Source organism: Sporosarcina sp. NCCP-2222 (assembly GCF_023168145.1).
Lineage (GTDB): Bacteria > Bacillota > Bacilli > Bacillales_A > Planococcaceae > Sporosarcina.
Genome location: NZ_BQYK01000003.1, coordinates 336,346 through 360,692, shown reverse-complemented (window position 1 = coordinate 360,692; position 24,347 = coordinate 336,346). Strand labels below are relative to the sequence as shown.

The following is a 24,347-nucleotide window of genomic DNA, read 5'->3' as shown; positions in this document are numbered from 1 at the left end:
TGAAGAAAAAGGAGGAGACTATGAATAAATTTTTGGTATACATATTCATCAGTTTGATTCTAGTGATAGCCGGCTGTTCGCAATCTTCGGATGATAAAGTGGAGAAGAACGAAGAGGGTAATCTATCATCCTCACAAGGACAGAATGAAGCAGAAAAGAAGGAAACGGAAGAACCTGATGAGGAAATGAAAGAAACATCAGGAGCAGAAATTAGTGAAACACAACCTACAGCACCTCTATATAAATTAAACGAGGTGTACTCGGTTGTGCCGATCGATGAGGCAGATCCGAAAGTGGTTCTGCTTACTTTTGACGATGCTCCTGACAAACGTGCGCTCGACATTGCAAAGACGCTTCAAAAGATGGATGCGCCTGCGATATTCTTTGTCAATGGACACTTCTTGCAAACGGAGGAAAAGAAGAAGGTAGTAAAAGAACTATATGATATGGGGTTCTCAATAGGTAATCATACTAGGACCCATGCGAATCTAAAAGAGCTCTCTGAAGAGGAACAACGTGAGGAAATTGTTTCAGTGAATGATGAAGTCGAAGCGATTACAGGGGAACGGCCCATGTTTTTCAGAGCTCCTTTCGGTGCCAATACCGATTTCAGCCGTGCGTTAGCGAAACAGGAGGGGATGCTCCTGATGAACTGGTCGTATGGATATGACTTTGAAAAAGAGTACATGTCCAAAGAGAAGATTGCTGATATTATGGTAAACACTGAGTATCTGCGGGATGGCGCGAATCTGTTGATGCACGATCGTGAATGGACGGCTGATGCGTTAGAAGAAATTATTACAGGATTGCGCAACAAAGGGTATGGCTTTGTTGATCCGAAGACTATACAGGGAGTGGGGAAAGAGTGATGGAATGGAAAACTCGAGTGACCGCCATGTTAGGTATCGAGCTGCCGATCATTCAAGGGGGATTGGCATATTTGGCATACGCCGAGCTGGCTTCAGCTGTTTCAAACGCTGGCGGGCTTGGACAGATTACAGCAATGAGCTTGGAATCCCCTGAGCTTCTTCGGCAGCAAATTAAAAAAGTTAAGCAAATGACAGACAAGCCATTTGGGGTGAACTTTGCTATCGGGCAACACGGAAGGCCGTTTGAGCATATGGTCGAAGTTGCTTTGGATGAAGGCGTTGGCATCATGTCAGTAACAGGAGGCAATCCCGCTCCTTTCTTTGACGTGCTTCAAGGGACGTCCGTGAAGAAGCTGGTTCTTGTCGCAGCTAAGAGGCAGGCTGTAAAAGCCGAAGAGCTTGGTGCTGATGCTGTGATGGTTGTTGGGCAGGAAGGCGGCGGACATTTAGGCAGAGATGATATTGGCACTATGGTGCTGGTGCCGCAAGTTGTCGATAGTGTCAAAATCCCTGTTATCGCTTCCGGAGGAATTGGGGATGGAAGAGGCTGGATGGCCGCACATGCCCTTGGCGCGGAAGGCATTGAGATGGGAACGCGATTCATTGCCACAAAGGAGTGTGTGCATGCTTCTAAAGCGTATCAAGAGGCAGTCGTACAAAGTGCTGAAACAGGTACTGCCATTATCAAACGGTCGCTTGGAGCACCTGCTCGTGCATTAAAGGGGACCTGGACGGAGAAGATTTTACGGCTTGAGTCAGAATCCGCCGGGTATGAGGGTCTAAAACCATATATTAGCGGTGAGGCGAACAGGAGATTTATCCATGAAGGCGATCCAGAGCAAGGATTCGGCTGGGCCGGGCAAGTCGTTGGTTTAATTAATGATATCCCCACCGTCGAGGAGTTATTTGGACGGATGGTGTGTGAGGCAACGGAAATAAGGAAAAGATGGGGTAATGAAGGAGAGTGCTAAGATGGAATACAGTTATCCGATACGGCATGATTGGTCGACACAAGAGATAATTGAGGTCGTTACATTTTTTGAAATGATTGAAAAAGCATACGAGACAAAAGTAAAACGAGAAGAATTCATGCAAGCCTACCGTAAATTTAAAGGGATTGTGCCGTCAATGGCAGAAGAGAAGACGCTGTTTAAGGAATTCGAAGAAGCGAGCGGCCTTAGCAGTTATCGGATCGTCAAACTTGCCAAAGAAGCGGATGATGGGGACGCAATTTCTGGATCATAATATAAAAAGAGTGCTGCGCGAGCTGCACTCTTTTTATTATCCACCAACAATTACATCATATACAGGAAGCAATTCGTTTAGAGTTTGCCGTGTCAATTCCAGAAATGCTTCTTTTGAGTAGGTGACAGCCGCTTCACGAGGGATATGCCTGCCGACTAGAAATTCCGCCTTCTTCACCGTCTGAAGTCTTTCCAGTACTTCTTCAATTCCCGTCTCGCCTGCTTCCTTCAGTGTATGCGCTTCCGGTTTCATATGGTCTCCCGAGATGATATATGTATCCGGCAAGTCATTCAGAACATTCCTATTGGCTTGCAGCCTTTCTGCGATACCTTTTTTATCCGGATTTTCATAAATAACAGCTAAGATAATGAACAGATGAGTATTCCATAAACCAATTTGAAAATGTGGAAGCGCCTTGTAGCCGCGTTTCGCAGGGGCGAATGCAACCCAGCTGTCTTTCGGCGGATTTACCGTTCTTCTGGCATGCTTTGCAACATGAGGAAAAAACTCTCCTTTTCCATGAGATGACAGTTGGGAAGCGAATTCCTCTCCGAGTTCGTTAAATTTTGGCTGGATTTTTGTTTGAAGTGCAGCCATGCGATGCTCCAGCCCTTCAATAGTGAACACATTAAAATCATCCGGTGTCCAATAGCTTGTAGTTGTTGCCAATTTAATTCCTCCTTTCGTGTATTCCACGTTTATCGTATCAAAAATTGGGGAACAATCTTATACAAGAAGGCTTATAACTAACAAAAGTAAAAACGACGGCATACTTTATAGTAAGTGATAAGCACGGAAAACTATACTTCATAAAGGAGTGTTGAACATGAAACAAGTGGTCCATATTATACGAAAAGCTGAAATTGAAAAGGAATATGTCAATTTGCTTCAGTTGGAACTTGATTATGAATTGGCTACTCTTTACGATGCTGTACAGGAAAATGATTCGAAGCAAATCGGTAAAAGCAAGAAGAGATTGACTGAAATTCACGGCGAGCTGGAGACATTCAATGCTTTTGCGTAATCGAATATTGCTACCCGAAAAAAGGCTTCTGTCCACGCTCTTCTGAGAGGAAGATGTTGTGTACGGTTGCCTTTTTTTGCGTCCGATGCTATCCAATCTAAATAGAAAACAGCGCTCTGTCAACGGAAATGAATTTAGAAGCCGGCAGCGGATCGATTCTAAGTTAAAGTTGAAGATGAAAGAAGTGGATGCCGCACGGTGAGCCCGTCTTTCAGAAATGATGGAGATGTATGGTATACTGGACAAAATGTTGAATGATAACGAGGTGTGCTGACATGAATTTGGGATATATTGATCGATTTGCGAAGTCGCTTATTCGAGAAGCGGGACATAAAATACGCATTTCGTTTTATAGCCAGATCGATGTGGAGTCGAAAGCGGAGGCCAATGATCTGGTTACAAATATTGATAAAGAAGTGGAACGATTTTTTATTCAACGAATTAGAGATGCTTTTCCTGACCATAAAATTTTTGGTGAAGAAGGATTTGGGGACCAGATCCATTCACTTGATGGTATCGTGTGGCTGCTAGATCCGATCGATGGAACGATGAATTTTATTCACCAAAAAAAGAATTTCGCCATCTCACTTGGTATTTACAAGGACGGGGTCGGGATGCTCGGGTACATTTATGATGTAATGGCAGATGATTTTTACCATGCCGTCAAGGGAGAAGGGGCATACTACAATGACGAGAGACTTCCTTTACTTGAAGTGACGCGACTGGAAGAAGCGGTAATTGGCATTAATGCCAGTTGGGTCGTGCCGAATCGCAGGGTAGAGCATGAACCGCTCATTGAGCTTGTAGCAAAATGCAGAGGCACCCGTTCTTATGGCTCCGCCGCCATTGAGCTTGCCTATGTGGCTTCTGGGAGAATTGACGCCTATGTGTCCATGCGGCTTGCACCTTGGGATATTGCGGGAGGCATGGTCATTGCGCAGGAAGTCGGAGCGGTGGCAACAAACCTGAAAGGGGAAACGCCTCATCTGCTTGGAACCGATACTTTTATCGTTGCGCGTCCAGGATTGCATGACAACATGTTACGAAACCACATCCGTTTGAAATAAAGAACAGGCACGCTTCCATACATAGACGGAAAAAGGACTGGCAGGAACGAATCCTCTGCCAGTCCTTTACTTGAAAGGGCACTGATATCCTTAATTTATAATAAGCCTTTTTCACGCATTTTCTTTTTCGTCTTGAATCCATTTCCCATGACAAAAATCAATGCGAGTATAGCAACAATGGCAACGGGGATGCTACGCATGCCGACTGCAACGCCAATTCCGCACATGGCGGCAAGTGCGCCGAGTGAATAAAGCACGAAAATCCACTTTATATTATTCAAAAAAAACCCTCCACATAAAGTAAATGTTTTTTAATCTTGTACTCATGTGCTATAATAACACAGTTAATCACCTGAAAAAAGAATATTGGAGTGAAATTATGACTACATCTCGTAATGATTTACGTAATATAGCAATTATTGCCCACGTTGACCACGGGAAAACGACACTAGTTGACCAATTGCTAAGACAATCAGGAATTTTTCGTTCGAATGAACATGTGGATGAACGCGCAATGGATTCCAACGATTTAGAGCGGGAACGTGGAATTACGATTCTTGCAAAGAATACGGGAATTGAATATAACAATACAAAAATCAATATCCTCGACACACCAGGACATGCCGATTTCGGAGGCGAAGTGGAACGTATCCTCCGCATGGTAGATGGGGTAATCCTTGTTGTTGACTCCTTCGAAGGCTGTATGCCGCAAACCCGTTTTGTATTGAAAAAAGCGCTAGAGACTAATTTGAAGCCGATCGTCGTCGTAAATAAAATCGACCGCGAATTCGCTCGCCCAGAAGAAGTTGTCGATGAAGTCCTTGAATTGTTCATTGAACTTGATGCGAACGATGAGCAGCTTGAGTTCCCTGTCGTCTATGCATCCGGTTTTAATGGAACAGCTAGCCTTTCGCCAAATCCGGCAGATCAAGAAGAGACGTTGCGTGTCCTCTTTGATGCCATCTTGGAACATATCCCTGCGCCTGTCGATAATCGCGAAGAACCATTACAGTTCCAAGTATCGCTACTTGACTACAATGATTATGTAGGAAGAATCGGGATTGGACGAGTTTTCCGTGGTACTATGAAAGTTGGCCAGCAAGTGTCAGTCCTGAAACGGGATGGATCGACGAAGAATTTCCGTGTTACTAAAATGTATGGATTCCTTGGATTAAAACGGATTGAAATACAAGAAGCGTTTGCAGGAGACCTCATTGCCGTATCAGGTATGGAGGATATTGACGTCGGTGAAACGGTTTGCCCGGTGGATCATTTGGAAGCATTACCTGAACTTCATGTGGACGAGCCTACTTTGCAGATGACATTCCTTGTGAATAACAGTCCGTTTGCCGGTAAGGAAGGGAAATGGGTGACTGCTCGCAAGATCGAAGAGCGATTGGAACAGCAATTGCAGACTGATGTATCGCTGCGGGTTGACCCAACTGACTCTCCTGATGCTTGGATCGTATCTGGACGTGGTGAGTTGCATCTTTCCATCCTAATTGAAAACATGCGCCGTGAAGGGTATGAATTGCAAGTATCGAAGCCGGAAGTTATCGTGAAAACGATTGATGGTGTACGGAGTGAACCGGTTGAGCGAGTACAAATCGACATTCCTGAAGAATATACAGGCTCGATTATCGAATCAATTGGTGAACGTAAAGGCGAAATGCTCGATATGATTAATAACGGCAACGGTCAAGTACGTTTGATTTTCCTCGTTCCAGCAAGAGGATTGATCGGCTATTCTACCGAGTTCTTGACGCTGACAAGAGGGTACGGAATCATTAACCATACATTTGATTCATATAAGCCGCTTGCTGCCGGAAGAGTCGGCGGACGCCGTCATGGGGTTCTCGTGTCTATGGAGAACGGAACAGTGACAGGTTACGGAATCATGCAGCTGGAAGACCGCGGAGTCATGTTCGTGGAAGCCGGAACAGATATTTACGCTGGCATGATTGTCGGGGAAAACAACCGAGACAATGACTTGACGATCAACTTGACGAAAGTCAAGCATGCAACCAACGTTCGTTCTGCTACGAAAGATCAGACGGTCACAACAAAAAAACCACGGATTTTATCATTGGAAGAAGCTTTGCAATATGTCGGTGATGATGAATATTGTGAAGTGACGCCGCAATCGATTCGTTTGCGCAAGAAGATTCTTGATAAAAACGAGCGGGAACGTGCGCAAAAAAAGAAAAAACTCGGTGAATGAGGTATAATGGTCAAAGCTAGTAAAAAGAATGCGTACAATCGCTTTGTGTAGAAGGGAATGTGCTATATGAATGGTCCTATCGGGGATGCTGAAACTATTGAAGCCATGTCTCCAGTTGTGCGGATGATTTATGAATTGACATCTTCATCCATGACCGGAATTGTGCTGTTTGCAGTTGTTTTCATCCTTTCCGCCATCGTATATAAGTTAGGTTTCGCTAGGAAAATTAAGTTTTGGCAAAATATCGTTGTCTATAGCTTCCTATTTTTAGGGTGTATCGTTTTAACGTTTTTTGCCATTTTCCTTCCGATAGTAGAAGGATTGATTGTGGCGGCGCTCATTCTGATTATTTATCGGCTGCGCCGTCTCAATGAACATAAAAAGGACTCTGTCGTATCTTGACAGAGTCCTTTTTTACCGTTTTAAAAATCTTTTTCTGACACATGTGAGCTACGGTAGAACGTGAAATTGCCCGTCGCCAGGCGTTTGCTTGTTTCATCTGCAATGCGCTCGTGGCAGGTCTCACACATATAGGTGTTGATCGGATGGTTGCGCAGCTTCTTTGCGAGCGGCAGATCATCCGGTAGTTGACCGATTTCATCGCATAAGACGCATTTTACACGCATCTCCTCAACTCCTTCAAATTGATATTAATCCACACGGATAGCTGTAACATTCTTGATTGGATTATCACGATTCGAACCGTCACGGAAAAGCACATAGACGGGACCGCCTTCTTTTACCGGCTTTCCTTCGATACTATATTGAAGAATCATATCAACCGCATCCTTAAGAGGGAAAGTATGCTCCTCATCACCGGTAACGAATGAAAACGTAGTGGCATTTTCCCCGGGTTCGGCATTTTTTATGAAAGGTTCAAGCAACATGCCGAAAGTGCCTGTCAGCATTTTTTGTTTCTCGTATTTCTTCTCGGTCTTTAAAGTAGGAGGGAACGTAGCCCCTTCCATAATTTCGCGGGACCAATGTTTGCCCATCGCTTCTTTATACTCTTCCATCTCGTCCCGATCTACATGCTGATCAGTAAAAAATGTATCAAGATCGAGTCTTCTATCGTCAAAAATCCATACGGTCGGATCTAAAGTTATACTAAATTTAACATTTCCTGTCACTGGGATAATTGTTTCCACTTTACAGAACCTCCTACATAATAAAACCGTCATAATGTAAGTATAACGCTTTACTTCTTTGGAGGAAAGTCATTTACCATTCTCGGCGCCTAAGGGAAACACTTGCATTTTATCTTATCAAAAGATACAATTTACGTATGGTCACCATGATGGAATAATAGGTGAATGGGGGCGTCCTCATGGATATAGAAGTGCGAGAAACATATCAGGAGAAAGCGTTGAAACAACTTCAGGCAGATGCCGAGAAGATCGCTCAACTCATCAAAGTGCAGATGGATCATTTGACGATGCCTCAATGCCCACTTTATGAAGAAGTGTTGGATACGCAAATGTACGGGTTATCTAGAGAGATTGACTTCGCTGTCAAATTGGGCTTGATTGAACGCGAAAAAGGAAAGGAAATCCTCTCCTTGCTTGAAAAAGAAATGAATGTCTTGCATGAATTATATACAGACAAATAGACGTAAGACTCAAACTCGTTAAAGGTTTGAGTTTTTTATTTAATGAAAACGGGGAATTGCCATGAAAAATTACGTTAAAAGAATGATTAAGAACTTCGATTTTCCACTATTTTTTACATATTTGCTGCTATGTTCATTCGGTCTTGTCATGATTTATAGCTCCAGTATGGCGTGGGCGGTGAATAAGTATGGGTATGCTCCGGATTATTTCTACAAAAAGCAGCTTATTAACCTCACAATTGCGGCCTTCGCTTTTTTTGCTGCCGCCTTTTTCCCGTTCCAAAATTATAAAAGAAAAGGTTTCATGGTCTCCTCTGTCGTTATCATGTTTATCTTGTTAATACTTGTCCACTTCGTCGGTTATGGTGGAGATGTCGGAGCGCAGAGCTGGATTCAATTGCCGAAGCTGGGAAGCATCCAACCATCGGAAGTGGCCAAGCTCGTTATTATCATTTATTTTGCGAGCGTTTTTGCAAAAAAATATGAAGCTGGAACCATAGATGATATTAATAGATCGATTGCGCCACCGGTTTTCATATTGATTTTAGCGGTTGGTTCAATCATGACGGAAACGGATATTGGTACGTCATTTATCATTCTCATGGCAGCTTTGGCGGTGCTGGCTTCCAGCGGCATAAAAGTTCGGACTTTCGGAAAGATATGCGGTTATATTGGACTTGCGATGATTCCAATGGCCATCGGCATCTTTTTGGCATGGGATTCCATTATGACTCCTGGCCGGAAAGGTCGGATTCTATCTTTCTTAAACCCGTTTGACTATATGCAGGGATCTGGCTATCAAATTGCAAACGGGTATATCGCAATCGGAACGGGCGGAGTGAAAGGTCTTGGATTGGGGAATTCCATTCAAAAACTCGGGTATTTGCCTGAGCCTCAGACCGATGTCATCATGGCAGTCATTTCAGAAGAAACAGGCATTCTCGGAACGTTTATTGTTATTGGGGGCTTAGGATTTATTGTGCTGCGTGCACTATTCATCGCGATGCGCACAAAGGATCCGCAAGCGAGAATGCTTGCGGCGGGGATCGGCAGTGTCATCGGTATCCAGACATTTGTCAATATTGGGGGGTTAACCGGCTTGATTCCACTGACAGGTGTTCCTCTCCCGTTTATTAGTTATGGCGGAACTTCAATTATTCTGTTATCTTTAGCTTTAGGAATATTGATGAATGTGTCAATGTTCGTAAAATACAAAAAGAACACTAGTAAAGGGAGTGCCTGAAGTGGAAATGGGAGAAATCAAGAAAATTCTCGTAGCAAACAGAGGCGAAATCGCCATTCGTATTTTCCGTGCTTGTACAGAACTGAAAATACCGACTGTCGGCATTTATTCTGCCGAAGACAGAGGTTCTTTCCATCGTTACAAGGCTGATGAGTCCTATTTGGTCGGCGAAGGGAAAAAACCGATTGATGCGTATTTGGATATTGAAGGGATTATCCAAATTGCAAAGGAATGCGGTGCCAATGCTGTTCATCCAGGGTACGGCTTTCTGGCTGAAAACGTCCAGTTCGCTAAGCGTCTCGAAGAAGAAGGCATCCTATTCATCGGTCCTAAATCAGAGCATCTTGATATGTTCGGAGATAAGGTCAAAGCGCGGGAACAGGCGATTCGCGCAGGCATTCCCGTCATTCCGGGCAGTGACGGACCTGTTAAATCGATGGAAGAAGTGAGTTCTTTTGGTGAGGAATATGGTTATCCGATCATCATAAAAGCTTCTCTCGGAGGCGGGGGGCGTGGAATGAGAATCGTCCACAATGCCGAGGAAGTTGCAGAAGCATATGAGCGAGCAAGATCGGAAGCGAAATCTGCGTTTGGCTCAGATGAAGTGTATGTGGAGAAATATATTAATAAACCAAAGCATATTGAAGTTCAAATCATAGGTGATACATATGGCAATGTCGTCCACCTGTATGAAAGGGATTGTTCGATTCAGCGACGTCATCAGAAAGTCGTGGAAATCGCACCGTCCATCTCTCTTGACGATGAATTAAGAAAAGCGATTTGTGAGGCAGCTGTCGTATTGATGAAAAATGTCTCATATGTCAATGCCGGGACGGTCGAATTCCTTGTGTCGGAAGGAAAGTTCTATTTTATTGAGGTAAATCCTCGAATCCAAGTGGAGCACACCATAACAGAAATGGTGACAGGCGTTGATATCGTCCATGCGCAAATCCACATTGCAAATGGCAGTGATTTGCATGAAGGGAAGGCGGCTGTACCTAAACAGAATGAGATTCCGCTGTTTGGCTATGCGATTCAATCTCGCGTCACGACGGAAGATCCATTGAATGATTTTATGCCGGATACAGGAAAATTGATGGTTTATCGTTCAGGTGGTGGTTTTGGGGTAAGACTGGACGCCGGAAATGGTTTCCAAGGGGCTGTCATTACGCCTTATTATGATTCCTTATTAGTGAAAGTCTCTACATGGGGTACGACTTTCAGAGATGCGGCAGCTAAAATGGACCGCAATTTGCAGGAGTTCCGTATCCGTGGAATTAAAACGAACATTCCGTTCCTTGAGAATGTCGTGCGGCATGAAAGCTTCCTAACAGGTAATTATGATACAGGATTCATTGACAGCACGCCGGAATTGTTTGAGTTCCCGGTTCGGCTCGACCGAGGTACCAAGCTGCTAAATTATTTAGGGAATGTAACCGTAAACGGTTTTCCGGGAATCGGCAAGCAATCCAAACCTGTTTTCCATCCGGTTCGGAAACCGGCAGTCGATTTATCGTCTCCGCCAGCACCTGGGACAAAGCAAATTTTAGACGAGAGGGGTGCGGACGGACTGGTCGAGTGGGTGAAAAGCCAAAATGATGTCCTGTTGACAGATACGACTTTCCGGGATGCCCATCAATCGCTGCTGGCTACGCGTGTAAGGACATCCGACTTTCTCAATATTGCATCGGAATCTGCTCGGCTGATGCCCGATCTGTTCTCTTATGAGATGTGGGGCGGCGCCACATTTGATGTTGCTTACCGATTCCTTAAGGAAGACCCTTGGGATAGGCTGGAAAAATTGCGGAAACAAATTCCGAATGTATTGTTCCAAATGCTATTCCGCGGAGCCAATGCGGTAGGGTATTCCAACTATCCGGATAACGTCATCCGTGAATTTGTTAAAAATGCAGCAGAGGCGGGAATTGATGTCTTCCGTATATTTGACAGTCTTAACTGGATTAAAGGGATGGAAGTGGCAATTGAAGCCACGAGGGACGCAGGCAAGGTTGCAGAAGCTGCTCTATGCTATACAGGCGACTTGTTGGATGAATCCCGAGCGAAATATACTGTGGATTATTATAAGAAGATGGCGAAGGAATTGGAAGCAACAGGAGCCCATATACTGGCACTCAAAGATATGGCTGGATTACTGAAGCCGGAAGCAGCTTATCGTTTAATTTCAGAATTAAAAGATAGTATTTCCATACCAATTCACCTTCATTCTCATGACACGAGCGGAAACGGAGTTTATATGTATGCCAGAGCGATCGAAGCTGGAGTCGATATTGTCGATACAGCACTTGGAGCAATGGCCGGCTTGACATCCCAGCCATCCGCCAGCTCATTATTCTACGCTTTGCAATATGGCAAGCGAAATATTCGGGCAGACGTGAAGGCATTGGAAGATCTGTCGTATTATTGGGAAGATGTACGAAAGTATTATCAGCATTTTGAAAGTGGCATGATCAGTCCACATTCAGAAATCTACGTGCACGAAATGCCGGGTGGCCAATATTCCAACTTGCAGCAGCAGGCGAAAGCAGTCGGTCTTGGCGAACGTTGGGAAGAAGTGAAAGAGATGTATTCCCGCGTCAATATGCTTTTTGGCGATGTCGTGAAAGTAACGCCTTCATCTAAAGTAGTCGGGGATATGGCATTGTTTATGGTCCAGAACCAGCTGGATGAGGAAACTGTCATTACGAGGGGGAAATCAATCGACTTCCCTGAATCGGTCATCGAATTCTTTGAAGGGTATATCGGACAGCCGTATGGCGGATTCCCAGAAGAATTACAGCGTATCGTCTTGAAAGAAAGAAAGCCGATCACTGTAAGGCCAGGTGAACTGCTGGATGACGTAGATTTTGAAGGAATTAAGAAAAAACTGGAGGGCGTTGTGGAAGGGCAGGCGACGATGCAGGATGCTCTTGCCTATGCACTCTATCCAAAAGTATTTGAAGAGTACTCTGCGGTGAAAAAACAGTTCGGCGATGTATCAGTCATCAGCACACCAGAGTTTCTCTTTGGAATGCGTCTCGGCCAGGAAATCGAAGTGGAAATTGAACGAGGCAAAACGCTGATCGTCAAGCTGGTATCCATCGGCGAGCCACAGTCTGACGGCACACGGATCATCTATTTCGAAATGAACGGCCAGCCGCGTGAAGTGATTATTCAAGATATGAGCGTAGAGGCGGACGTCGTGCGCAAGCAGAAAGCGGATCCATCGAATGATACACATATTGCTGCGACGATGCCTGGCACTGTGCTAAAAGTAGCCGTCTCGGCTGGCGCAAAGGTAAAACGGGGAGAACACTTGCTCATTACCGAAGCGATGAAGATGGAAACAACCATCCAAGCACCGTTCGCGGGCACTGTCAAAGCCATCCACGTTGGTGCAGGCGAAGCCATCTCGACAGGCGACTTGCTGCTTGAATTGGAACACTGAGCAGCTAGTACAATTAAATAGGTCTAAGCATGAAAAAGACGGAGAAAAACAAGTTGTTTTTCTCCGTCTTTTTTCTATTATGGATATGCAATTGGTAGCTTTACTTAATCGGATGTATACGGGAAGTCCTCGATTATTTTTTGAACGCTCGTAAATGTGCCGGAACCACTCGTATATTCCTAGGAGTGCCCGTATATTCCATCAACCGCTCGTACCCGCCGTCGAACCACTCGTATATTTTTCTAACCGCTCGTACCCGCCGTCGAACCACTCGTATATTTTTCTAACCGCTCGTATCCGCCGTCATACCACTCGTATATTTTGCTATCCGCTCGTATCCGCTGTCAAGGACTCGTATATTCTACCAACCGCTCGTATAAGACTTCAACTCGTACATTCCTCGAACCGCTCGTATACGCCGTCGAACCACTCGTATATTTTTCAAACCGCTCGAATCTGCCGTCGAACCACTCGTATATTTTTCTAACCGCTCGTATCTGCTGTCGAACCACTCGTATATTTCGCTAACCGCTCGAATTCGTTGTCGAACCACTCGTAACTTCCTCTAACCAAAAGTGGAATTCTTCATAAGAAAAGACTATCCAGAAAGTCAGCAACACTGACGATCGAGATAGTCCATTTTTCCGAATTATTTGTTCCTTTGGCGGCTTCGTGAAATTAGCAATACCATATAAGTCAGCAAACCAAATAGCAATGTGACAAACAAGGAATGCAGCAACGCCAAGTATAAGTTCAGTCTTGTCAAAACAACGGATGCACCTGCAAGAACTTGCAAGCAGACGAGAATGAAAGCGATGATCCATCCCCAATAAATAATGCGTGAGTTTTTATAATTCCGGTACGCATGGAGAGCTATAATAGCAATCCAGATGAAAATCAATGCTGCGGCAAATCGATGGCTCATTTGGATCCATTCCCAAAAATTCGCGGGAAGCTGGAAGTCGCCATTGCGGCACATCGGCCAGTCAGTACAGGCAAGTTCGGATTCAGTATGCCGTACAAGAGCTCCAGTGTAGATGACGAGGTAAGAATAAATTGTTACCCCAATCGTATGCCAACGCATTTTTTTACCAATGATAATCTTGTCCGCGTCAAATTTCTTGTCCACTTCAAAAATAAGAAGGGTTAACAGGAACACTGAGGCGAATGAAATAAGTGATATGCCAAAATGCAAAGCGAGAATAAAATCTCCTTGGCCCCAAAGGACCTGGGCGGCTCCAATCAGTGCCTGAAGAATTAAAAAGAATAAAGCCATGAATGAAAGGAATTTTGTCTCGCGTATATGGCCGATCGATCTCCACGACCACACAGATAAGATGAGAATAAAAATTCCAACTGCCCCGGTGACTAACCGATGGGAGAACTCGATGAGCACTTCTGGTGTGATTTCATCGGGAATCAGTTGTCCGTTGCAGCCTGGCCAATGTCGGCCACAGCCCATGCCGCTGTCTGTTTTAGTGACAAGCGCACCACCGAGGAGGATTAAAAGCATCCCGATCGTGGAGGCGACTGCAAACCACTTTAAATATTTATGATAACGCAAATTTAGCACCTTCTTTGTGAATGATGACCATCGTGCAAAAAGGCCCTGTTTTTTGATGATAGCGAAAAAGCCGGCAAAAAACAACGTCCATTGGGTGAAAAGTGAGCATTCTATGTCCTTTTCACAAATTGTTCATAAAAAAGCCCCTTTAACTTCACAAAAGGTATACGGAAATGATTTACTATAGATAGGGTGAAGGGGTAATTATGTCGAAGTATTGCGCATTCTTAGCTGTTTTTTTGTTTAAGTATAGAAATTAGCGCAGGATTTCGATATAGTTAAATATAGTGGCTATTGCCGACATCATGGAAAGGAGGGTAACTATGTCAAACGGTCGAACGATATCAACGTCCACTGAAACGTCCGTCGAATCGGCTTCCTTATTAAAAGATTTTCTAGCACTCATTAAAATCGGCATTGTCAATTCAAATCTCATAACGACATTTACAGGCTTGTTCTTGGCAATCCGGCTGGCTGATAAGAGCTTCATACAAAACTTGGATCTGCTTATCTATGCCTTGCTCGGTTCCGCTTTGATCATTGCCGGGTCTGCAGCTTTGAATAACTTGATTGATCGGGATATCGATCCCATCATGTCAAGGACAAAATCACGTCCGACGGTGACTGGGCGATTCAATGCGACGGCTGTATTGGCACTTGCACTCACTTTCTTGGCAATTGGAGAAATCATGCTGTTCCTTGCATCCGCTACAGCAGGTTGGCTGGGGATTGCAGGCATTTTTAGCTACGTCGTGCTCTATTCCATGTGGTCCAAACGGAAACATGTGGGCAATACAGTAGTAGGAAGCTTGTCAGGCGCGATTCCGCCGCTGATTGGCTGGGCTGCAGTTGAACCATCACTTGGAATGGGCGCATGGGCATTGTTCTTAATCATGTTCGCTTGGCAGCCGCCGCACTTTTATGCGCTTGCTATGCGAAGAACGGAAGAGTACCGTGCTGCGAACATACCGATGCTTCCAGTTGTAAAAGGGTTTGCAAGAACGAAGAGATCGATATTCGGATGGATTCTGATCTTATTCCCATTGCCATTCCTATTGTCTGAACTTGGCATCGGATTCATCATCCTAGCCACACTATTGAATGTAGGCTGGCTATACTTAGCGATCAAAGGCTTTAAAGCAAAAGAGGATCTGAAATGGGCGACTTCCATGTTCGTTTATTCTCTGAACTACATGACAATTCTTTTTGTCTCCATGATCATCTTTTCTATTTTTATTTAAAGCGGGAATTTCTTCTTTTTGACAGGAATTCATTATAGAGAGGTCTAGCGTCCTCAGTAAAAGAAAACATTTTTTAGAAAGAGAGGTATACGAAGCGATGATGAAAGGACTCAAAAAATGGCGTCTCTTTTCTCTATTAGCAGTTCTTACGGTTTTCCTTGCAGGATGTGGACAAGAAGAACTTTCCACGCTTCTTCCGGCTGGTCAGGTCGGTAAGGATCAGTTCAATCTACTGCTATTATCATCAGGAATCATGTTACTGGTCATTATTGTTGTAGTAGCAATCTATTTGATCGCCCTACTCCGTTTCAGACGTTCGAAACTAGGTGAAGATCATATTCCTGAACAAGTGGAAGGAAGCCATACGCTTGAGCTTGTATGGACGATCATTCCGATTCTCCTTATTTTGCTTCTTGCTGTACCGACAGTTTATTACACGTATAAACTTGGAGATGTGTCAGCAATGGGAGCTGTTGATGATGAAGGGAATCCTGAAAATCTAGTTGTCGATGTAACAGCTAAATTGTACTGGTGGGAATTTGAATACCCGGATCTAGGTATCGTTACTGCACAGGAACTCGTAGTACCGACAGATGAAAAGGTTTACTTCAATCTACTTGCTGCTGATGTAAAGCACTCCTTCTGGATTCCAGCAGTTGGCGGTAAGATGGATACGAACGTTGAAAACGTCAACAAATTCTATTTGAAATTTGACAAAGACTCGACTGACCTGAAGGACGGCGTCTTTTATGGTAAGTGTGCTGAGCTTTGCGGACCATCCCACGCTTTGATGGATTTCAAAGTTAAGACTATGCCTCGTGCTGATTTTGATAAGTGGGTTGCAGCGATGCAATCTACAAAAGATGAGCAAGTTGTAGCAAACCCACAAGGTGAAGAAGTATTCGAAGCAAGCTGTATTTATTGTCACGCTAACTCAGGAGCTGGAGAGAGTGGTGCTCAAGGACCAAACCTTGCCACTTTTGGAGACCGTAACCGAATTGCCGGTTATATGGACCATACAAAGGAAAATTTGATCGAGTGGATCAAAGACCCGCAGGAACATAAACCAGGCAACACAATGCCAGCTTTCAAAGACCAGCTTTCAGATGAAGAACTGGACGCGTTGGCTGAATACTTAATGGGATTATCAGTAGAAAAATAATTTCCACTTGAATTTGTAGAGGAGGTAACAAAGTGAGTTCAGTTGCTCAAAAAAAGGGTTTTGGCGCAACGCTATGGGATTGGCTGACAACAGTCGACCATAAGAAGATCGGAATCCTTTACTTCCTTGGAGGCGGATTCTTCTTCGTTGTCGGCGGAATCGAAGCGATGTTGATCCGTTGGCAGCTCCATAAGCCAAACAACGATTTCGTCAGTGCGGGACTTTTCAATGACTTGATCACGATGCACGGAACGACGATGATTTTCTTAGCGGCCATGCCGATTTTATTCGGATTTATGAATGCCATAGTACCGCTTCAAATTGGAGCACGGGACGTTGCGTTCCCATTTATTAACTCGTTAGGTTTTTGGATGTTCTTCTTCGGAGGATTATTCCTGAATATTTCTTGGATTTACGGTGAAGTGCCGGATGCAGGATGGACTTCTTACGCGTCCCTATCTCTTGCATCGCCTGGCCATGGTATCGATTTCTACGCTATCGGGCTTCAGATAGCCGGTGGTGGTACGTTGATGGCGGGGATCAACTTCCTGGTCACGATCATTAACATGCGTGCACCAGGGATGACTTACATGCGTATGCCATTGTTTACATGGACAACGTTTGTAGCGTCTGCGATGATTCTCTTCGCATTCCCTCCATTGACAGTTGGTTTGTTCTTCCTCACATTTGACCGCATGTTCGGAGGTAACTTCTTCCATCATGCGATGGGTGGTAACACGATTATTTGGGAGCATATTTTCTGGATTTTCGGTCACCCTGAAGTTTACATTCTAATTTTGCCGGCCTTCGGTATTTTCTCTGAGATTTTCTCTACATTCTCAAGAAAACGTCTGTTCGGTTATCCATCCATGGTATTCGCAACGGTCCTTATCGGATTCCTCGGATTCATGGTTTGGGCTCACCACATGTTCACAGTTGGTCTAGGACCAACAGCGAACGCAATCTTTGCGGTTGCTACAATGGCGATCGCTGTTCCGACAGGGGTTAAGATCTTTAACTGGCTCTTGACTATGTGGGGCGGTAGCATCAAGGTGACCACACCAATGTTGTATGCGCTTGGTTTCATCCCATCTTTCGTAATGGGTGGAGTTACAGGTGTCATGCAAGGTGCTGCGCCACTTGACTATCAATTGCACGATTCTTACTTTATCGTTGCCCACTTCCACTACGTAATCGTTGGTGGGGTTGTGCTTGCGATCTTGGCAGCAACTCACTATTGGTGGCCAAAAATGTTTGGTACGATGCTGCATGAAGGTCTTGGAAAAGTGACATTTGTGTTTTTCTTCATCGGCTTCCACATGACATTCCTAATTCAGCACTGGTTAGGATTCTGGGGCATGCCGCGCCGAGTATGGACTTTCATGGATGGCCAAGGATGGAATATGGCGAACTTTATCAGTACGATCGGTGCTATTCTAATGGCAGTCGGCGTAATTGTACTCGTCATCAATATCATCATTACATCTGTTAAAAATGTTCGGGTATCCAATGACCCATGGGGTGACGGGCGTACACTTGAATGGGCGATCGAATCTCCGCCTGTTTTTTACAACTTCCCGACAACACCGCTTGTCCGTGGATTGGATACAGTTTGGATCGAGAAAATGGAAGGAAATGAAGCCGGTTATACAGCAGCGGAGCCTGTAAAGGATATCCATATGCCAAACGGTTCCATCATTCCGTTATTCATGTCTTTAGGTTTGTTCGTTGCAGGTTTCGGTGCGATGTTCCGTACAGAAACAAGCTGGGGACTTCCGGTTCTCATCATCGGTCTGGCTTTCACATTTGTCTGCATGTCGGCCCGTTCATTGATTGATGACACTGGCTATTACATTAAAAAAGATGAATTGCTTCGTGATATGAAGCGCAAAGGAGGTCAAGCATAATGGATTTGAATAAAAAATTCACTCCAGAAACATGGCCTGATCATCCGGAAAAAGCGACACTTGAAGCAAAAAATAAGTTTGTCGGCTTCTGGCTATTCCTTGGCGGGGAAACAATTCTCTTCGCAACTTTGTTTGCAACGTATATTGCGCTTAAAAACTCCGGTCCGAGCGGTTTCGGATTTAGCACGCAAGAACTTTATGAATTGCCACTTGTTTTTGTTATGACGATGTTGCTTTTAACATCTTCTTTAACGAGTGTATATGCTATGTATCATCTTAGAAACTATAACTTCAAAAAGATGCAGCTTTGGCTTGCAATCACAGCATTGCTTGGTCTCGGCTTCCTGATGCTTGAAGTATATGAATTCTCCCACTATGTGAAAATCGGATTTACTTATGGCAATAGTGCCTTCAGTTCTTCCTTCTTCACATTGGTAGGAACTCACGGTTTCCACGTTGCGATTGGTCTTGTTTGGATCACATTACTTATTTTCCGTAATGCGAAAAGAGGCTTGAACCTTTATAATGCAACTAAGTATTACACCTTCTCGCTTTACTGGCACTTCATTGACGTTGTGTGGGTATTCATCTTCACTGTAGTCTACTTGATGGGAGTGATAGGTTAAGATGGCAGAGATCGAAGTTTACAAAAGGACGCCTGCTGAGCAGGCTATGTTGAAGAAACGGGCAAAGCAGTCGATGAAAGGCCAAATCATGATGTTTTCCCTCATGATCTTCTTGACTCTTATTTCGTTTTCGATGGTTGTCGCATTTGAAAGTGGAGTAGCTGGTTTCTCCAAATACTTCATTGTTCCAATGCTGATGCTTTTCGCAGCTGTCCAAGTCGGTTTACAATTGTATTATTTCATGCATATGAGTGAAAAAGGCCATGGCATTCCGCAAATGTTCATGTTTACTGGAGCGCTATTTGGTTTCCTCATTCCATTGACTTTCGCTACAATTGTTTGGTGGTAATTCAAAACTCCACGGATTCCAAATCCGTGGAGTTTTTTTATGAATTTACATGCTAAGTTCATACAATTGCAAATGTCAAAGTTCGTTCATTGTCATCGAAGACGGAACGTTCTATAATGGGGATAGTCTGAAAAAGGAGCGATGGCATAATGCCTTTAAGTATTTTTGGGTTTCGTGCCTTATGGAGTCCTTATTTTTTGTTCTTCATACTGGCTGGTATTGTTTTATATTTCCTGCTGACGAAAAAATGGAGGAATCGGTTTGAAGGCAGTGAACAGGTGACCCGCAAGGAGATTACCTATTTTCTTCTTTCCATGTTTCTTCTCTATGTGGTAAAAGGTTCCCCGATGGATCTGCTTGGACATATTCTATTCTCGGTTCATATGGCACAAATGGCCATTCTTCTATTAATCGTCGCGCCATTGTTCATAATCGGCATACCGGATTTTATTTGGAAAAAAGTTTTGTCGGTTTCAATTATTGACCGTATCGTCCGGTTGTTTACCAAACCGATTATTAGCCTGATGGTTTTCACATTGATGTTTTCGTTATATCATTATCCGTTAATTTTGGATTATGTTAAGCTCAGTCTCGTTCTTCATGCTGTTTTTACCATCACTTTATTCATAGCTGCATTATTCCTTTGGTGGCCAATTGTTAACACACTCGAAAGCCAGCCAAAGCTACACGGATTAAAAAAAATTGGCTATGTTATTCTAAGTGCCATTCTTATCACGCCTGCTTGTTCCCTTATCATTTTTGTGGACGTGCCTGTGTACGAAACGTACTATAGCGGGGAAGCTTGGTTAAAAGCGATGGCTCTATGTGTTCCACCGGGGACCTTGTCGGGCTTATCCATCTCTGGCCCTGAGCTATTTACGAATATGCCAACATTATATGACCAGCAATTGGGCGGTATTATTATGAAAGTGATCCAGGAGCTGATTTATGTTGTTGTGATCGGAAAGATTTTCATCCAGTGGTATCGTGATGAGCAGATGAATGCCGAGGAAATTACGAAGAAGGCACTGATTGACCGTCAAAACCTGGAGTATCATAACTAAATTGCACAATTTCTAGACGAGGGGATTCCAAATGAACGTTCCTTTATTGCCAACGATTAGTACTTTTTTTATTGTGTTATCCGCCATTTTTGTAGCAATTGGCTGGAATCTGATTCGACAAAGAAAGATCGAGGCGCATAAAAAAACGATGATAGCTGCTGCTGTATCAGCATTGATCTTTTTTATCATCTATCTTTCCAGAACGGTATTCATTGGCAATACCGCTTTTGGCGGACCAGAACATTTGAAAATTTACTACACGATCTTTTTAATATTTCACATCACCTTGGCGACTGTCGGTGCAGTCTTAGGGATTTTCACCCTTGTCGCAGGGTTTAAAAACAATCTGGCAAGACACCGGAAATTAGGACCGGTGACCAGCATTATCTGGTTTTTCACAGCCATTACAGGAGTTGCTGTTTACTTGCTTCTGTATGTGTTTTACCACGGCGGGGAGACAACTTCCGTCATCAAAGCCATTTTAGGATTATAAAAAACGCGCTGCCTTTTATGAAAGGCGCGCGTTTTTTGTGCTTTCTCATATTTTGAAATTCATTTTGATGATGCCGGCTTCACGGGCAGTGTTAAAGAGGATAACGATGAGTGGACCGATAAAAAAGCCAAGAAATCCAAATAGCTTCAAGCCGATGAACATTGCAATCAATGTTGGCAGCGGGGAAAGGCCAATTTGATTCCCCATTACTTTCGGTTCCACCGTTCTTCGGATAATGAGCAGGATGACTGCAAGAATAGCCAGCTTCGTTCCCATTCCGACATCTCCGCTAACCAGCTGATACAGCGACCAGGGAGCGAGGATGATAATTGATCCTAATATAGGGATAACATCAATGATCCAAATAATAAGCGACATGACGACTGCATACTTTGGTGTGATTACGAGAAGGCCCACAAATGTAACGGCCAGAATGATTAAGCTGACAAGCAACTGGGCTTTCATGAATCCGAAAATCACAGAGTTCAATTTAGACATCATATATCGGACTTTCTTTGCGGTATCATCAGTTAAATGACGGAAGAACATCTTTTTTAAATCTGGCAATTCGAGCATGAATAAGAAAAGAGCGATCATAAATACGATCAAGCTGACAAGAAAATTGGGGATTTCGCCTGCCAATGTCATGATTTTATCGGAACTTAACAAACTGGTTAAAGAATTCCGAAGGGTCACGATCATTTTATCAAATTCATCTTGAATAGCTTTTACGAATTCAGGAGGCATGCCGGCTGTATAATTCGACATCTTGCTCTGCAAATCAATCCAGACACCTGAGAGCTTATTTAAATGATCCGGTGCATCTTTTGTAAATTGAATCAATTTACCGATAAGGGAATTGACAGTGTAGTATAGAAGAGCTGCTAATAAGGCAACAAAAAAGATGTAGATGGTGATAACGGAAACTTTCCGCTTCCATTTAAATTTGGTTTCAACCAATTTAACGAGCGGTTCAAATACCATGGCAGTAAGAAGGGCGATAATAATTGGAACGGAGACGGGCAAAATGAAAAGGCAGATTAAGATGAGAGCTATTATGGCAATCGTAAAAATGAGAATTCGTTTTGTAAACCAACGGGACAACGGCAATTCCTCCAATTAATTCATTGTTTCCATTATAACCAAAAAAATGAGTAATGAATAGGAAAAAAAAGCCGAAGAACCTATTGTTCTCCGGCTGTAACAAATTATTTTGCTAAATTAAAATTTTGAAGTTCTTCATATACTGCTTTAAGCGTCGCTTGGCAGTCTTTGATCAAGCCTTCTGGATAGACTTCATCTTCTCCGTATTCAACACCATGTGGATAATAATGCTTGCCCACAGCCGGTGTTTTCAAATGGATGACGGCTTCACGTGTGCCGATATCCTCATCGGGTGTATAACCGAAAACACGCAAATAGTAAGTGCCTTCTTTGATCACATATTTTTTATCATACGTCACCCGCTCATAATCCCATTGACCCGCACGGATCAGATCATGCTTTGTCAAAACTTCATCCAGAACGGACAATTCGGCAACGATGCCTTCGATTCCAGTATTTAGAATGTCCATAATACAAATCCTCCTTCACTCATAACCAGTCATTTGCCTATACTTCATAATCATAGAACAAATTACCGGTAGTTGCAATGACAACATTGTGTCATGAAGGATTCGTACTGCATTTCAATTGGTTTCATCGTTTGCTTGGCTACTATGTAAACAAAAACTTGGATGTCAATATTGGAATCTATTTACCTCAACTTACATAATGTTATCTGAAAAATGCCGGAATAAGCAAAAAGGGTGTAAAACTCATTCTCTCTCATGTTAAAGTAGTACTAATAATCATGAATCGAAAGTAGGGCGCAGTCGAAGTGAAAGTTATATGGAAAATAGCTCTGTTACTCGTTATCCTTCTCGGCCTATTTTACTTGATGGATACGCGCGTAAAAGAGAATGAACCATTAGAATCTCCAGTCAAGCATGGCACGGCCATACCGGTACCGGAAAAACAATTGAATAGCCAGGTTGTTGGAGCAGAAAGGCCTGACCAGGGCTTATCCATTTTCGTCGGCAAAACAACTGAGCAGCTCATTAAAACGTATGGAGATCCCGATCGAATTGAGCCGTCAGCTTACGGTTATGAGTGGTGGATTTATTTGGATGATCCATATTTTATGGCTGGGGTGAGCGGAGAACAAGTCAATCAAGTATTTAGTGCAGATAGCCAAGTGAATATGAGCCCATTTACAATCGGTCAGGATGTCAATCAAGTATATCGCTCTACGATTATAGAATCGGAAGTGGATGTGCAGCTAGGCTCGAATCTTTATATGTTTTCATTAAAAAGTGAGGATATCGCAAATCGTGCTCTTGTGAAATTCAAGGATTTGTATGCTCAAGTATACGTAGATGAAGAGGATGCCAAGATTGAAGGAATCCGTTTTATCGAGCCGAAGACTCTGGTCATTCATCAGCCGTATGATATGGAATACAGCGGAGAAATGATCAGTATTTCTCCGCCTTCGGCTTCTATACAGATGGAAGTGGATCGTGCCATGGAACGTCAAGTTTTTGAATTGACAAATGAATATCGGAAAAATCATGGACTGACCGAGTTGAAAAACGATTATTGGCTTGGTGTCCTGGCACGAGAACATAGCAAAGATATGGCTCTGGAAAATTATTTTTCAAATGAGTCCCCTTCCACCGGCACGCTTAGCGACCGCTTAAAGACTTCGGGCTTTGTGCATCGCAAAGCCGGCGAAAATATTGCATTCAATTATGTGGATGCCATTGAAGCCGTGCATGGATGGCTGAATTCATCAGCTCACCGTCAAGTGTTGCTGGATAGCGATTTTTCACATTTAGGTACTGGGGTATACGGCAAATATTATACGCAGGACTTTATCCAGAACGAAAATAAAAAGAAAGAAAACCTTAATCTGAATACGGAATGATCCATGTTCCTTTTTCAATCGTATCGATGCCTCTTATGTATAGGGGCATCGACTTTTTATGTGCGTAAATAGCAGCGCGTTTCTGAATAATGGGACGCGCCTCCTCAAGCAGCGGAAGTAATTCCGGAATAGTGAGACTGTCGATTTTCTTGCTCTCTGCCGAACGTTTTGGATCGGTTGTCATAACGCCTGGCACATCTTTAAAAAATTCAACATGGGTGGCCTGTAATGCTGCTGCCAATGCAACAGCGGT

27 protein-coding genes are annotated in these 24,347 nt (G+C 43.6%); 18 read left to right on the top strand and 9 right to left on the bottom strand.

Annotation, left to right across the window (positions count from 1 at the left end):
- The first annotated feature begins 20 nt into the window (after positions 1–20).
- From NCCP2222_RS08600 to NCCP2222_RS08590, 3 genes are read left to right on the top strand one after another with little or no spacing between them, the layout of a single operon-like run.
- Positions 21–869, top strand: coding sequence for a polysaccharide deacetylase family protein (locus NCCP2222_RS08600; protein WP_248511492.1), 849 nt, complete (start codon positions 21–23; stop codon positions 867–869).
- Positions 869–1,840 carry an NAD(P)H-dependent flavin oxidoreductase gene (locus tag NCCP2222_RS08595; protein WP_248511490.1) on the top strand — a complete coding sequence of 324 codons (972 nt, stop codon included), beginning with the start codon at positions 869–871 and terminating at the stop codon, positions 1,838–1,840. Before NCCP2222_RS08600 ends, NCCP2222_RS08595 begins: the two co-directional genes overlap by 1 nt.
- 1 nt (position 1,841) lies before the next feature.
- The gene (locus tag NCCP2222_RS08590) at positions 1,842–2,114 is read left to right on the top strand and encodes a UPF0223 family protein (protein ID WP_248511488.1); all 273 of its coding nucleotides are present in this window, start codon (positions 1,842–1,844) and stop codon (positions 2,112–2,114) included.
- 36 nt (positions 2,115–2,150) lie between these two features.
- Here the strand turns inward: NCCP2222_RS08590 and NCCP2222_RS08585 are convergent, their stop codons facing one another.
- The gene (locus NCCP2222_RS08585) at positions 2,151–2,783 is read right to left on the bottom strand and encodes a YktB family protein (RefSeq protein WP_248511487.1); all 633 of its coding nucleotides are present in this window, start codon (positions 2,781–2,783) and stop codon (positions 2,151–2,153) included.
- A 157-nt stretch (positions 2,784–2,940) separates the two neighbouring features.
- Here NCCP2222_RS08585 and NCCP2222_RS08580 point away from each other — a divergent pair, with 157 nt between their 5' ends.
- On the top strand, positions 2,941–3,138 hold the full coding sequence (locus NCCP2222_RS08580) for a hypothetical protein (protein WP_207962264.1): 198 nt from the start codon (positions 2,941–2,943) through the stop codon (positions 3,136–3,138).
- A 275-nt stretch (positions 3,139–3,413) separates the two neighbouring features.
- Positions 3,414–4,205 carry an inositol monophosphatase family protein gene (locus tag NCCP2222_RS08575; RefSeq protein ID WP_248511486.1) on the top strand — a complete coding sequence of 264 codons (792 nt, stop codon included), beginning with the start codon at positions 3,414–3,416 and terminating at the stop codon, positions 4,203–4,205.
- 95 nt (positions 4,206–4,300) lie between these two features.
- Here the strand turns inward: NCCP2222_RS08575 and NCCP2222_RS08570 are convergent, their stop codons facing one another.
- Positions 4,301–4,486 (bottom strand): YlaF family protein, encoded by a 186-nt coding sequence (locus NCCP2222_RS08570; protein WP_248511485.1) that lies wholly within the window; start codon positions 4,484–4,486, stop codon positions 4,301–4,303.
- A gap of 98 nt (positions 4,487–4,584) precedes the next feature.
- Between NCCP2222_RS08570 and typA the strand changes: the two genes are divergently transcribed.
- Both typA and NCCP2222_RS08560 read left to right on the top strand, forming a co-directional pair.
- The gene (gene typA, locus NCCP2222_RS08565) at positions 4,585–6,426 is read left to right on the top strand and encodes a translational GTPase TypA (protein ID WP_248511484.1); all 1,842 of its coding nucleotides are present in this window, start codon (positions 4,585–4,587) and stop codon (positions 6,424–6,426) included.
- Positions 6,427–6,492: 66 nt separating this feature from the next.
- On the top strand, positions 6,493–6,828 hold the full coding sequence (locus NCCP2222_RS08560) for a YlaH-like family protein (RefSeq protein WP_238079838.1): 336 nt from the start codon (positions 6,493–6,495) through the stop codon (positions 6,826–6,828).
- Between the two features lie 20 nt (positions 6,829–6,848).
- Here the strand turns inward: NCCP2222_RS08560 and NCCP2222_RS08555 are convergent, their stop codons facing one another.
- Together NCCP2222_RS08555 and NCCP2222_RS08550 are read right to left on the bottom strand one after the other, a co-directional pair.
- On the bottom strand, positions 6,849–7,052 hold the full coding sequence (locus NCCP2222_RS08555) for a YlaI family protein (RefSeq protein ID WP_248511483.1): 204 nt from the start codon (positions 7,050–7,052) through the stop codon (positions 6,849–6,851).
- Between the two features lie 24 nt (positions 7,053–7,076).
- Entirely contained in the window at positions 7,077–7,574 is a 498-nt protein-coding gene (locus tag NCCP2222_RS08550; RefSeq protein ID WP_248511482.1) for a peptidyl-prolyl cis-trans isomerase, read from the bottom strand.
- Positions 7,575–7,753: 179 nt separating this feature from the next.
- On the opposite strand from NCCP2222_RS08550, the gene NCCP2222_RS08545 reads away from it, so the two are divergent.
- From NCCP2222_RS08545 to pyc, 3 genes are all read left to right on the top strand, one after another.
- Complete coding sequence (locus NCCP2222_RS08545; protein ID WP_238084326.1) at positions 7,754–8,035, top strand: Fpa/YlaN family protein; 282 nt, start codon at positions 7,754–7,756, stop codon at positions 8,033–8,035.
- A 61-nt stretch (positions 8,036–8,096) separates the two neighbouring features.
- Positions 8,097–9,278 (top strand): FtsW/RodA/SpoVE family cell cycle protein, encoded by a 1,182-nt coding sequence (locus NCCP2222_RS08540; RefSeq protein WP_248511475.1) that lies wholly within the window; start codon positions 8,097–8,099, stop codon positions 9,276–9,278.
- A 7-nt stretch (positions 9,279–9,285) separates the two neighbouring features.
- On the top strand, positions 9,286–12,723 hold the full coding sequence (gene pyc, locus NCCP2222_RS08535; protein WP_248511827.1) for a pyruvate carboxylase: 3,438 nt from the start codon (positions 9,286–9,288) through the stop codon (positions 12,721–12,723).
- Positions 12,724–13,084: 361 nt separating this feature from the next.
- On the opposite strand, the gene NCCP2222_RS08530 is transcribed toward pyc, so the two are convergent.
- Together NCCP2222_RS08530 and NCCP2222_RS08525 are read right to left on the bottom strand one after the other, a co-directional pair.
- Positions 13,085–13,276 (bottom strand): hypothetical protein, encoded by a 192-nt coding sequence (locus NCCP2222_RS08530; RefSeq protein WP_248511473.1) that lies wholly within the window; start codon positions 13,274–13,276, stop codon positions 13,085–13,087.
- Between the two features lie 96 nt (positions 13,277–13,372).
- Positions 13,373–14,287: a COX15/CtaA family protein gene (locus NCCP2222_RS08525; protein WP_282570683.1), complete on the bottom strand. Its 915-nt coding sequence runs from the start codon at positions 14,285–14,287 to the stop codon at positions 13,373–13,375.
- Between the two features lie 323 nt (positions 14,288–14,610).
- Between NCCP2222_RS08525 and cyoE the strand changes: the two genes are divergently transcribed.
- The 7 genes from cyoE to NCCP2222_RS08490 all read left to right on the top strand — a co-directional run bounded on the left by cyoE (position 14,611) and on the right by NCCP2222_RS08490 (position 21,129).
- Positions 14,611–15,528 carry a heme o synthase gene (gene cyoE / locus NCCP2222_RS08520; protein WP_248511472.1) on the top strand — a complete coding sequence of 306 codons (918 nt, stop codon included), beginning with the start codon at positions 14,611–14,613 and terminating at the stop codon, positions 15,526–15,528.
- 97 nt (positions 15,529–15,625) lie between these two features.
- Positions 15,626–16,690 (top strand): cytochrome c oxidase subunit II, encoded by a 1,065-nt coding sequence (gene coxB, locus NCCP2222_RS08515; RefSeq protein ID WP_248511470.1) that lies wholly within the window; start codon positions 15,626–15,628, stop codon positions 16,688–16,690.
- A gap of 32 nt (positions 16,691–16,722) precedes the next feature.
- Positions 16,723–18,597: a cbb3-type cytochrome c oxidase subunit I gene (locus tag NCCP2222_RS08510; protein WP_248511469.1), complete on the top strand. Its 1,875-nt coding sequence runs from the start codon at positions 16,723–16,725 to the stop codon at positions 18,595–18,597.
- Positions 18,597–19,223: a cytochrome (ubi)quinol oxidase subunit III gene (locus NCCP2222_RS08505; protein ID WP_248511468.1), complete on the top strand. Its 627-nt coding sequence runs from the start codon at positions 18,597–18,599 to the stop codon at positions 19,221–19,223. Before NCCP2222_RS08510 ends, NCCP2222_RS08505 begins: the two co-directional genes overlap by 1 nt.
- Position 19,224: 1 nt before the next feature.
- Complete coding sequence (locus NCCP2222_RS08500) at positions 19,225–19,572, top strand: cytochrome C oxidase subunit IV family protein (protein WP_248511466.1); 348 nt, start codon at positions 19,225–19,227, stop codon at positions 19,570–19,572.
- 149 nt (positions 19,573–19,721) lie between these two features.
- A complete protein-coding gene (ctaG, locus tag NCCP2222_RS08495; protein ID WP_248511462.1) occupies positions 19,722–20,636 on the top strand; it encodes a cytochrome c oxidase assembly factor CtaG in 915 nt (304 codons plus the stop codon).
- Between the two features lie 31 nt (positions 20,637–20,667).
- Positions 20,668–21,129 (top strand): DUF420 domain-containing protein, encoded by a 462-nt coding sequence (locus NCCP2222_RS08490; RefSeq protein ID WP_248511461.1) that lies wholly within the window; start codon positions 20,668–20,670, stop codon positions 21,127–21,129.
- Between the two features lie 45 nt (positions 21,130–21,174).
- Here the strand turns inward: NCCP2222_RS08490 and ytvI are convergent, their stop codons facing one another.
- Together ytvI and NCCP2222_RS08480 are read right to left on the bottom strand one after the other, a co-directional pair.
- A complete protein-coding gene (gene ytvI, locus NCCP2222_RS08485) occupies positions 21,175–22,233 on the bottom strand; it encodes a sporulation integral membrane protein YtvI (protein WP_248511460.1) in 1,059 nt (352 codons plus the stop codon).
- A 104-nt stretch (positions 22,234–22,337) separates the two neighbouring features.
- Positions 22,338–22,703, bottom strand: coding sequence for a YugN family protein (locus NCCP2222_RS08480; protein WP_248511459.1), 366 nt, complete (start codon positions 22,701–22,703; stop codon positions 22,338–22,340).
- Between the two features lie 305 nt (positions 22,704–23,008).
- Here NCCP2222_RS08480 and NCCP2222_RS08475 point away from each other — a divergent pair, with 305 nt between their 5' ends.
- Positions 23,009–24,094: a CAP domain-containing protein gene (locus NCCP2222_RS08475; RefSeq protein WP_248511458.1), complete on the top strand. Its 1,086-nt coding sequence runs from the start codon at positions 23,009–23,011 to the stop codon at positions 24,092–24,094.
- Here NCCP2222_RS08475 and NCCP2222_RS08470 read toward each other — a convergent pair.
- Positions 24,075–24,347 (bottom strand): amino acid kinase family protein (locus NCCP2222_RS08470; protein ID WP_483882515.1); only part of this gene is annotated, 273 nt, incomplete at its 5' end. The two genes, NCCP2222_RS08475 and NCCP2222_RS08470, sit on opposite strands and share 20 nt — an antisense overlap.

Excerpts from the sequence above, each read along its gene's own strand:
- NCCP2222_RS08600 (WP_248511492.1), top strand. The coding sequence starts at position 21 with ATGAATAAATTTTTGGTATACATATTCATCAGTTTGATTCTAGTGATA.
- NCCP2222_RS08595 (WP_248511490.1), top strand. The coding sequence starts at position 869 with ATGGAATGGAAAACTCGAGTGACCGCCATGTTAGGTATCGAGCTGCCG.
- NCCP2222_RS08590 (WP_248511488.1), top strand. The coding sequence starts at position 1,842 with ATGGAATACAGTTATCCGATACGGCATGATTGGTCGACACAAGAGATA.
- NCCP2222_RS08580 (WP_207962264.1), top strand. The coding sequence starts at position 2,941 with ATGAAACAAGTGGTCCATATTATACGAAAAGCTGAAATTGAAAAGGAA.
- NCCP2222_RS08575 (WP_248511486.1), top strand. The coding sequence starts at position 3,414 with ATGAATTTGGGATATATTGATCGATTTGCGAAGTCGCTTATTCGAGAA.
- typA (WP_248511484.1), top strand. The coding sequence starts at position 4,585 with ATGACTACATCTCGTAATGATTTACGTAATATAGCAATTATTGCCCAC.
- NCCP2222_RS08560 (WP_238079838.1), top strand. The coding sequence starts at position 6,493 with ATGAATGGTCCTATCGGGGATGCTGAAACTATTGAAGCCATGTCTCCA.
- NCCP2222_RS08555 (WP_248511483.1), bottom strand. The coding sequence starts at position 7,052 with ATGCGTGTAAAATGCGTCTTATGCGATGAAATCGGTCAACTACCGGAT.
- NCCP2222_RS08545 (WP_238084326.1), top strand. The coding sequence starts at position 7,754 with ATGGATATAGAAGTGCGAGAAACATATCAGGAGAAAGCGTTGAAACAA.
- NCCP2222_RS08540 (WP_248511475.1), top strand. The coding sequence starts at position 8,097 with ATGAAAAATTACGTTAAAAGAATGATTAAGAACTTCGATTTTCCACTA.
- pyc (WP_248511827.1), top strand. The coding sequence starts at position 9,286 with ATGGGAGAAATCAAGAAAATTCTCGTAGCAAACAGAGGCGAAATCGCC.
- cyoE (WP_248511472.1), top strand. The coding sequence starts at position 14,611 with ATGTCAAACGGTCGAACGATATCAACGTCCACTGAAACGTCCGTCGAA.
- coxB (WP_248511470.1), top strand. The coding sequence starts at position 15,626 with ATGATGAAAGGACTCAAAAAATGGCGTCTCTTTTCTCTATTAGCAGTT.
- NCCP2222_RS08505 (WP_248511468.1), top strand. The coding sequence starts at position 18,597 with ATGGATTTGAATAAAAAATTCACTCCAGAAACATGGCCTGATCATCCG.
- NCCP2222_RS08500 (WP_248511466.1), top strand. The coding sequence starts at position 19,225 with ATGGCAGAGATCGAAGTTTACAAAAGGACGCCTGCTGAGCAGGCTATG.
- ctaG (WP_248511462.1), top strand. The coding sequence starts at position 19,722 with ATGCCTTTAAGTATTTTTGGGTTTCGTGCCTTATGGAGTCCTTATTTT.
- NCCP2222_RS08490 (WP_248511461.1), top strand. The coding sequence starts at position 20,668 with ATGAACGTTCCTTTATTGCCAACGATTAGTACTTTTTTTATTGTGTTA.
- NCCP2222_RS08480 (WP_248511459.1), bottom strand. The coding sequence starts at position 22,703 with ATGGACATTCTAAATACTGGAATCGAAGGCATCGTTGCCGAATTGTCC.